This is a genomic window from Rhizobium sp. BK491, assembly GCF_014194925.1.
GTDB lineage: Bacteria > Pseudomonadota > Alphaproteobacteria > Rhizobiales > Rhizobiaceae > Rhizobium.
In genome coordinates this window covers 1-9,466 of record NZ_JACIAR010000031.1, presented here as the reverse complement: position 1 = coordinate 9,466, position 9,466 = coordinate 1, and the positions used below count along the sequence as shown (strand labels likewise).

The following is a 9,466-nucleotide window of genomic DNA, read 5'->3' as shown; positions in this document are numbered from 1 at the left end:
CAACGCGCTGGCACCGATGATGGTGGCGGCATAATCGAGGCGGAAATCCACTTAACCAAACGCCCGAAACTGTTCAAACAAACCGAGCCACCTCTGTCTGCGCTTAACTGTTTGGCCAGCAACGTTCCGCATCACCCACGGGATCGGATAGATCTTCGCGCGCGAATATTCATGTTGAGGAACTATATTCCCGGGCGCGAGTTAGCAGGCATTGTCACGCAACATATGGAGGCAACCATGGCACCTCCAAAGGATACCAAGACACCACTCTCTCCACCGGAAGCTCGCCAGGGCGTACGTGGTTTTCCGGTTTTGATCGTATTGATTGCAGCGTTCATTCTGGCGGTAATCATCTGGGTGGGACTTGAGATATGGGGACATCATATCGACCCGAACAAGCCTCCAGCAACGATCTTCCCGCAAAGTTCATCCACCAGTAGCGGATCGCAGGGGGATGAGCATGCAGCGTTAGCTGCATAGCCGGTGATCAATCGGACCAGTCGCAACCCTTCGAGGTGATCTATGCGAAACACGCCTTCGTCGCATCCGGACGTCTCCGCCGCGGCGCAACCGGATCGGATGCCCTCTGTCGGCTCGAAACTTTCGAAGTCGCTGACCCTTGCGGCCATGAGTCTTGGCTATGGCGTCGTTCAGCTTGACGTCACTATCGTCAATACGGCCTTGAACAGTATCGGAACATCGCTCGGAGGTGGCGTCTCCGAACTGCAATGGGTTGTCAGCACCTACACAATCGTTTTCGCTGCATTCATCCTCACCGCGGGCGCCTTAGGCGATCGCATCGGAGCGAAAAAAGTCTTCATGGCCGGCTTTGCCGTCTTCACCGTCGCATCGGTAGCTTGCGCGCTCGCTCCGACGGCGCCACTCCTAGTCGCCGCAAGAGCGGTACAGGGGCTAGGTGCGGCCATTTTAGTCCCGAATTCGCTCGCGCTTTTGAGCCATGCCTATGCGGATGAAAAAGAACGCGGTCGCGCGGTCGGTATTTGGGCTGCCGGGGCGAGCCTTGCATTGACGGCCGGCCCTGTCATCGGCGGCGGGTTGATCTTGCTCGTAGGTTGGCGGTGGATCTTCCTGGTCAACCTGCCCATCGGCCTCGTTGGACTGTGGTTGACCTGGCGCTATGCCAGAGAGACTGCTCGGTCCTCCCAGCGCGAGATCGACTTGGCTGGCCAGATCGCGGCAATCGCCGCGCTGGGCTGTCTTGCGAGTGGTCTTATTGAAGGAGGTTCGATTGGTTGGCGCAGTCCTTTCGTTGTCGCGGGCTTCGTTTCAACGGCCGTACTGGTTATCCTGTTCGTCCTGCAGGAATTGCGCGCGTCGCAGCCGATGCTGCCGCTTTCGCTGTTCAAGCGCCGTATGTTCGCCTTGACGTCACTTGTTGGCCTGGCCGTCAATGTCGCGTTCTACGGGCTGATTTTTGTCTTCAGTCTGTATTTTCAGCGTCTCAATGGATTGTCGCCCTTTGCGACCGGTCTGGCATTCTTACCCATGATGGGTGCGGTCTTGCCGGCGAATCTGGGCGCGGCGCGCATATCCGAGGGTATCGGCGCCCCCGCGACAATCGCCGTAGGCGCGGCGACGGCTGGCTTCGCATGCCTGACACTGCTTGGTATCCAACACGGTACGATGTACTGGGCAACTTGCGCGCAATTGGTCGTCATTGGAACTGGTCTTGGGTTGCTGGTGCCGCCCCTTACATCCACTCTCTTGGGAAGCGTGGAAAAGGCGCGGTCGGGTATTGCCGCCGGGGTTCTCAATGCGACGCGGCAAACTGGCAGCGTGCTGGGCGTGGCGCTTTTCGGTTCGTTGATCGGTCGCCCGGACACTTTCATTCCGGGCATGCGTGTCGCGCTGATAATCTCCGCATGTCTACTGTTGGCGTCAGCAGCTGCAATTCTGTCCGCTCGTCTGTTCTATGGTAGGTAGCATCTGCAACGATGCGGCCTCGCAGGCGACATGGGAGATAAAAAACCAGCCCGCAATGGTAGCCAGAACTATGAAAGCGGCCATGCACCGATCTCCCTGGAACCTAAAGTTGGTCGACAATACTGTAGTGCGGAGCGTGCGGACCCAAAATTTGTAATGAAACATATTAGAATTGACGATGGTTCGTCGTCTCGTTGACGCTTGATGTCAAGAGAACCCGCCTTGAGTCCCGATTCTCGAAACTAAATGGAAAGTGACAGGAGGATGTCGATGCCGCCCTGGAAGTACGGGACGAAACCTTCGATATCGATCACTCCGGCGTCAGCCGCCTTTGCGCCACGCATATTGCCATTCCAAAGCGAGAGGTTTGAGGCCCACGGGACCGGCTGTAGGCGCATATAGAGTGCTCTTTTGAATTCAGCGAGCTCGTCCGCGGTCGGTGAACGCTGTGGTGGGTGCTTCGGTTTGGCGCCACGCGACAAGCGCTTGGCAATCAGCTCTAAATCAGCCTTCATTTCAACGGTCGACGCTGCCATCAAACTGCCCTTCCGAGCCGAAAATATATCGTATTACGATATATTTCCACATCATGATAGAACCGTTGTCGTCAGGCGATTTTGGCCTGCAGGCGTTGCAGGATCATGATGAGTTCGGGTGCCATTTCCCGTATTTCCTTCAGGTGCACAGCGCTGAGCCGCAGCAGGATGTCGTCTGCCTTCGCGGTCAACGTCAATGTCTGTCGTCGTTTGTCCTGCGGGTCCGAGTGTCGTGTCACCAAATCGGCGGCGCTCAATCGTCCAACGAGCTCGGTCGCCGTGTGGGGTGCAATCAGTAGACGGTTCGCCAGCAATCCGATGGTCATAGCATCATTGACCGGCTGCGCCTTAATCGCGAGCAAGGCCTGGTGCTGCTGGCTGGGAAGTCCTTCTTCCTGGGCAGCCGATGTGCTGAAATCCATAAATCTGCGCAACGTATAGCGTAAATTGGCAAGCGCTTCATAATCGCTGCCACTCAAAGTTTCTTTCGTCATCTTCACGATCTCAGTATTTGCGTCGCTCTAGCCAACCACATCTATGCCATCCAGGCGATTTACTCCAGCTTGCGCCGATCTTACAGGATACGCAGTGCCTCCATCAGCTCCGGGGCGATTTCCCTGATCTCGTGCAGATGTGCACCACTGAGTTTCGCGAGAATGAGCTCAGTCTTTTCCATCAATCTCACGATCTGACGCCGGCCATCGACCTTGCTTGATACACGCTCAATGTAGCCCGCGTCGGCGAGCCTGTTCACAAGCTCGGTCGCGGAATGTGGCGCAATCAGCAGCCGTTCGGCGAGCATCCCGACGGTCATCTCCTTTTCGGGCGGCAATTCTTTGATTGCTAGCAGCGCTTGATGTTGCTGTGGCGTCAGGCCGAGGTTCGATACTTCAGCGTTGCTGAACTCCGTAAATTTTCGCAGCGCATAGCGTAGGTTCGCAAGGGCCTCATAATCTCCCGGCGAAAGGGCATCCTCATTTGTTTTCGTGGTCATGCTGCAACTCCATCAGTCACAAAGATGTTGATTTATATCGTATCACGATATATCTGGGCCGCGATGAAAAAATGTGCCTCCGCTGGACAGCAGCGCGATTTGGAGACAACGCATTGAAAAGCCCGGAAAGCAGACCACACCATCGTCAACATGACTTCACCGGCGGCTTTGCCCGACGGGAGGCTGGCGACTTCACAACAGACAAGCGCGTGCTTTTATTGATCGGCATGGCGATTGTCGTCGGCACCGGCGGCGCGTTAGCGGCCTGGTTACTCGTCAATTTGATTTCGCTTGTGACAAACGTTGTGTGGTTCGGACACTTCAGCACGCAAGCGTCTTCACTCGCGAACGCACCGCGCTCGGCCTGGATGGTGGCGGCTCCCGTAATCGGTGGCCTCGTGATCGGCTTGTTGGCCCGGTTCGGCTCTGAAAAGATCCGCGGGCACGGTATTCCCGAGGCCATCGAAGCCATCCTGATCGGCGGCAGCCGGATGTCACCCAAGGTCGCGCTTCTGAAGCCGCTTTCATCGGCCATCTCCATTGGAACCGGCGGCCCTTTCGGCGCGGAAGGCCCGATCATCATGACCGGCGGCGCCATCGGCTCACTATTTGCGCAATGTTTCCACATGAGCGCAGCGGAACGCAAAACGCTGCTGGTTGCCGGTGCTGCGGCCGGTATGACAGCCATTTTCGGATCGCCGATCGCGGCGGTGATGCTGGCTGTCGAATTGTTGTTGTTCGAATGGAAGCCGCGCAGCTTCATTCCTGTCGCGGTGGCGGCTTGCGTCTCGATCTACTGGCGACCGCTTCTGTTCGGACAGGGCCTGCTCTTCCCGATCAATTTCCAGAGCCATCTTCCGTGGTGGAGCGCGTTTCTCTGCGTTGCGATGGGCATCATCTCCGGCCTGCAGTCCGGCCTGCTGACGACCTTACTTTACAAAATTGAGGATGCCTTCGAACGGTTGCCGATCCACTGGATGTGGTGGCCTGCGCTCGGTGGCTTGGTAGTAGGGCTTGGTGGGTTGATCGAACCGCGTGCGCTTGGCGTCGGCTATGATATCATCTCGGACCTGTTGGGCAGCCATATCGTAGCCAAAGCGGTCCTTGCGATCCTTCTCGTTAAGGCTGGGATCTGGCTGGTGGCTCTGTCCTCTGGAACTTCAGGTGGCGTGCTTGCGCCGCTCCTCATTCTCGGTGGTGCTCTCGGCTGGCTCATTGGACTCGTCTTTCCCGGAGATCCGGGCTTCTGGGCCTTGCTGGGCATGGCTGCCATGATGGGTGGTACGATGCGTGCGCCCTTAACAGGAACGTTCTTCGCGGTCGAGATCACCGGCGACATCAGCGCCCTTGTGCCGCTGCTTGCAGCGACGGTCACAGCCTACGCGGTCACCGTTCTGCTGCTCCGCCGTTCTATCCTTACCGAGAAGATCGCGCGCCGCGGCCAGCACATTACCCGCGAATACGGCATCGATCCCTTCGAACTGACACGCGCTGCGGATATCATGGTCCATCCGGTTGACACCTTGACCGGCTCCATGACGATCGGGGCCGCCTGCGACTTCTTCTCCTCCAGAGAGAAAACGCATCGGCTCTATCCTGTCGTCGAAAACAATGACAGGCTTTTGGGCGTTGTGTCGCGTGCTGACGTACTTCGCTGGCAGGGAGACAAAGAGCTTGCGGATCAAACTCTGGCAGACCGGGTTTCTGACGCATCAGGCCCAATTGGCCATCCGGATGACACGGTTGGATTCGTTGCAGATCTCATGCTCGCCGCAGAAACCGGACGAATCCCGATCGTGGATCGTCTTTCCGGAAAGCTTGTGGGTCTAATTGCCCGCAAGGATCTGCTGCGCCTTAGAAGCGCACTGAAATCCTCGGAACTGGAGCGCCGTCCTTACTTAGGTGCGCAGTCGGGAGGCACCACTGCGACGGAATGACATTGGAGGAACAGCGAGTATTCATAGAGGTAATGAGGTCGCCGTCGGCGGCCTCGCAGAGCTTCCAAGGTCAATGCAGGCGCCATTTCGCGGCAGAGTGATCCAAGCGTAGATGATGGAGTAGGCTGGTTAAACAATTCGCTATCTTTGTCGGCTAGTTTATTGAAAATTTACCATGCCGAGGAGGAGGCCGTAAATGAAGATCTCTATCAAGACAGGGCTGACATCACTTCTGGTCGTGCTTGCACTTGCCTTCTGCGGTAACGCGTTTGTGTCGTTGGTCGGGTTGAACGAAACAAACGTATCAACGATCTCCCTCGGCAGGGGTATGCTGCCGAGCGTTCGGACCATCGGCGACCTGGAGGCCGCGCTCACCGACAAACGCTTGGCCTATGCGCAACACATCCTATCGCTGACGCCAGAGGCCATAGCCAAGGCGGAGCAGCGCATCAATGACGTCAAGCAAACAGCCGCCCAGCAAATCGCGGCCTACCGTGCTCTCGCCGCGTCCGATATCGAACGGAAGCTGATTGACCAGATTGATGCGGGTGTTGCGACTTACGACACTCTCGCAGCGCCAATGATCGAACTATCGCGGCAAAACAAGAACGAGGAGGCGGCCGCCATCCTCAATGGGGGGATGCGGGATCAAGCCCTCAGAAACGGCGCGCTGCTCAAGCAACTCAAGGACGTCAATCTAGACGCCGCCAATCAAGTCGTTGACGGCGCTGCAAAGGCATTCTCATCGGCAATGGAAATCTCCATCGCGACCATCGTCGTTATTCTCGGGCTGAGCGGCTTTGGCATCTACTATGCGGTGAGGGTTGTCTCGCTGCCGCTGACCCGGATCACCGGCTCGATGAAGGATCTGGCGCAAGGGGCGCTTGATCGAGAAATCCCCTATCGGTCGCGTGCCGACGAAATCGGAAACATTGCAGCTGCGCTGGAAGTCTTCCGCGAAAGTGCGCTTGCCAATCAAAGATTGGAACGAGAAGTTGCCGCCCAGCGAGCGCTCTCCGAGCAGGAGCGCGACCGCGTGGCGCAGCTCGAAGGGGTGCGGGCCGAAGCTATGGCATACGCAACGGCGCAACTCGGGAAGGGCCTGCAACAACTGTCTCGTGGAGACCTAACCGGCCAAATCACCGAACCATTCGTCGCGGAACTCGAGAGCCTACGGGTGGATTTCAACAGCGCCACGACCCAGCTTGCTGAAACGCTGCGAGCGGTTGCCGATGCAACCAGCGCCATCGACGTCGGCACGAGCGAGATCAGCCAGGGCGCGCAGGATCTATCGAAGCGAACTGAACAGCAGGCAGCGTCGCTTGAGGAAACAGCTGCGGCCCTCGATGAAATCACCGTCAATGTATCGAACTCCTCAAAGAGAGCCGATGAGGCCCGAGCTGTGGCCGCCCACGCGAATGCCGGCGCGGCGCACTCGGGCGTTGTCGTGTCAAATGCCGTCAACGCAATGCAGAGGATCGAGCAGTCATCCAACCAGATCGCGAACATCATCGGTGTCATTGACGAGATCGCGTTCCAGACAAACCTCCTGGCGCTGAATGCTGGTGTAGAGGCCGCCCGAGCAGGGGAGGCGGGCAAGGGCTTTGCGGTTGTTGCGCAGGAGGTGCGTGAGCTTGCCCAACGTTCGGCACAGGCAGCAAAGGAGATCAAGGATCTCATACGCAGCTCGAGTGTGGAAGTGCAGAGCGGCGTCAAGCTTGTGAGCGAGACCGGCGAGGCGCTGAAGACCATCGAAGGCTATATTATTACTGTCAACCAGCATATGGACGCCATTGCTACCTCAGCGAAGGAGCAATCCGTAGGTCTTTCCGAGGTCAACATCGCCGTCAACCAAATGGACCAGGTAACGCAACAGAACGCCGCTATGGTTGAGCAAACAACCGCGGCAAGCGCGACGCTCGCTGACGAGGCAACCAGGCTGCGAGAGCTGATCAGTCAGTTCCAGCTCGGTGGCTCAAGAACGTCGCCGGAAGCGCCGCGCCGCAAACCTGCCGCTCTGGCGGTTGCCGCCATTGCTCTTCACAAGCCGACCATTTCTCCGGCACGCAAAATGGCCAACACTGTAGCCGTAGCCTTCGGCGCAAAGACAAGCGTGAGTGCCAGCAGCTGGGAAGAGTTTTGACGAAAGTCGGGGCTGATTCCTCAACGTTTGGAGTGCGAAACGGCGCTGGGAGTGGATCGCTCGGGGCGGAGCGCAAAGCGCTGATCTTTCGAAGTAATTTGAAAGAGAAAGTGGGGCACAAACGACATCGATGACCGCCCTTTGGCAGCTACCTTTGACATCAGCACCGCACCTTCCAGGAGTGGCATTTACGATCATAATACTACCTGCCGCTTGAGTGCGGCGATTTATTCTTAACGATCATTGTTGCGACTTGTGTTTGGTTTTCGCTGCCACGCGACTATGCCGGTCATGACAAGCAGCAATCAAATCGGCATCCGATATCCGTAGAATTCATGGTCCTCGTTGTAGCCACCCTGGCCGGCACCGAGATCAGAGAAGTCGTGGACGAACTCGATCGCCGTAACCCATTTGACCATCTTGAATCCCAACTCGTTCTCGCAGCGCAGCCGCAGCGGAGCCCCATGCAGGGCACTGAGCGGCGCGCCATTCATCTCGTAGGCAAGGATCGTGAGTGCATGGCGCATGTTCCTAATGCCATGGACATCATAATATCGACCGCCGTCGGCCCCATCGGCCAGGGAATAGAACACGGCGTAACGTGCTTCAGGCGTCGGCCTCACCAGATCGAGGATGTCGCGCATGGCAACGCCACCCCACTCGGCGACCCCCGACCAGCCTTGAATACAGAAATGTGTCGTGATTTGCTCCTGCTTCGCCATCGCTTTGAGGTCTGCCAGCGAGAACTCCCTTGGTTCCTCGACCAGGCCGCTAACCCGAAGTCTGTAACTGACAAAGTTCTCCGCCAGGAGATGATCAAATTCTTTGGAGTTCGGCATTTCTACTTTCGCGATTCGATTCTTCAGCGATCAGCAGGGTGCGTGCCGAGAAAGCAACTTCGATGTTGATTGGTGAAAGGAATGCCGATCATGCTATTTGATCGAGGGAAACAGATAACGCATCTGACGCTCGGAGGCCGAGGAATGCTGGTAGTCGATGACGTCTTACAAACTTTTATGGGGCTGGGCGCAGGTGAGCGTCTCATCTGGATCGACAGGTGGGCACGGATGTTCTTAGATTTTCCGTACGATCAGGCTGGCAACTGCGACAGCAATATCGTCCATATGCTACTTGATATCGGCCGAATGCTTCAGGTCATGCGTGAAGACCTTGCGACGATCGACGATCTGACCAATCGGGGCGTCATCACTCGCGTTTTAGACATAGTTTCTGTGATGCAGGCTGACGCCCCGGCCGGAATGATGCTCGCTCATTTCGGAGAGCGGGGATCGGCTATCGTTGCTTGTCACGGATCTTGGTTAAAATCTGATCTTCTAATATAGTGATGCGCTATATCCGGAGGTTTGCTGGCCCGTCAAAAACCTCGCCTTGCTATCTATATAGCTGCGGTGTTGCACGGCCAAGCCGCCGCCCAGACAAGCTACCGAGTAGCAAAGGCATCAAAGACAGACATCCGCTTACACGGCGATCGCTGCACCAACGCCTCATTGAACATCACGGCCTGACGATCGGCATCTTGAACGCGACAACGACAAGACCCGCCTTCCGCGATGGGACGCGGGCAGCCGGCTAGGGCATCAAACTCGTATGAATATGCCTCTATATTACGCTTCAGCCACTACCATATGAGTGATACTGCGCTTGTGCTTAGACTAGTCAGCCTATTCACAAAGCCATTACAGGATGATACTTTCAACTTGCGCAGGTTACTGAACTCCAGTTCGGCCCCGACTCGCGCGACAGTGCTACGTAGCCGCCCTGCCTGGCCCACCGGGCAGGGCATTCATTTCAGACTACTAGGACGCGGACTCATTAGCTGAAGCGATCCATATCCTCGTTGCGGCGAGTTTGAGGCCGGCAAGGTAGTTGTCCGCACGTCTGTCGTATCGTG

Annotated in this window: 8 protein-coding genes and 1 pseudogene; 5 read left to right on the top strand and 4 right to left on the bottom strand. The window is 56.9% G+C overall.

What is annotated here, in order from left to right:
* Together FHX05_RS30280 and FHX05_RS30095 are read left to right on the top strand one after the other, a co-directional pair.
* Positions 1 to 480, top strand: a pseudogene (locus FHX05_RS30280) (hypothetical protein); the annotation flags it as partial.
* 99 nt (positions 481 to 579) lie between these two features.
* The gene (locus tag FHX05_RS30095) at positions 580 to 1,944 is read left to right on the top strand and encodes an MFS transporter (protein ID WP_183876532.1); all 1,365 of its coding nucleotides are present in this window, start codon (positions 580 to 582) and stop codon (positions 1,942 to 1,944) included.
* A gap of 242 nt (positions 1,945 to 2,186) precedes the next feature.
* On the opposite strand, the gene FHX05_RS30090 is transcribed toward FHX05_RS30095, so the two are convergent.
* The 3 genes from FHX05_RS30090 to FHX05_RS30080 all read right to left on the bottom strand — a co-directional run bounded on the left by FHX05_RS30090 (position 2,187) and on the right by FHX05_RS30080 (position 3,474).
* A complete protein-coding gene (locus FHX05_RS30090) occupies positions 2,187 to 2,480 on the bottom strand; it encodes a hypothetical protein (protein ID WP_183876526.1) in 294 nt (97 codons plus the stop codon).
* Between the two features lie 71 nt (positions 2,481 to 2,551).
* Positions 2,552 to 2,974 carry a helix-turn-helix domain-containing protein gene (locus FHX05_RS30085; RefSeq protein WP_183876524.1) on the bottom strand — a complete coding sequence of 141 codons (423 nt, stop codon included), beginning with the start codon at positions 2,972 to 2,974 and terminating at the stop codon, positions 2,552 to 2,554.
* An 80-nt stretch (positions 2,975 to 3,054) separates the two neighbouring features.
* A complete protein-coding gene (locus FHX05_RS30080) occupies positions 3,055 to 3,474 on the bottom strand; it encodes a helix-turn-helix domain-containing protein (RefSeq protein WP_183876522.1) in 420 nt (139 codons plus the stop codon).
* Between the two features lie 71 nt (positions 3,475 to 3,545).
* Here FHX05_RS30080 and FHX05_RS30075 point away from each other — a divergent pair, with 71 nt between their 5' ends.
* Both FHX05_RS30075 and FHX05_RS30070 read left to right on the top strand, forming a co-directional pair.
* Entirely contained in the window at positions 3,546 to 5,411 is a 1,866-nt protein-coding gene (locus FHX05_RS30075) for a chloride channel protein (RefSeq protein ID WP_183876530.1), read from the top strand.
* Between the two features lie 196 nt (positions 5,412 to 5,607).
* Positions 5,608 to 7,554, top strand: a complete 1,947-nt coding sequence (locus FHX05_RS30070) for a methyl-accepting chemotaxis protein (protein ID WP_183876519.1) — start codon at positions 5,608 to 5,610, stop codon at positions 7,552 to 7,554.
* 305 nt (positions 7,555 to 7,859) lie between these two features.
* Here FHX05_RS30070 and FHX05_RS30065 read toward each other — a convergent pair whose 3' ends face one another.
* A complete protein-coding gene (locus FHX05_RS30065) occupies positions 7,860 to 8,393 on the bottom strand; it encodes a molybdopterin-dependent oxidoreductase (protein WP_246699175.1) in 534 nt (177 codons plus the stop codon).
* 144 nt (positions 8,394 to 8,537) lie between these two features.
* Between FHX05_RS30065 and FHX05_RS30060 the strand changes: the two genes are divergently transcribed.
* On the top strand, positions 8,538 to 8,897 hold the full coding sequence (locus tag FHX05_RS30060; protein WP_183876517.1) for a hypothetical protein: 360 nt from the start codon (positions 8,538 to 8,540) through the stop codon (positions 8,895 to 8,897).
* Positions 8,898 to 9,466: the final 569 nt, after the last annotated feature.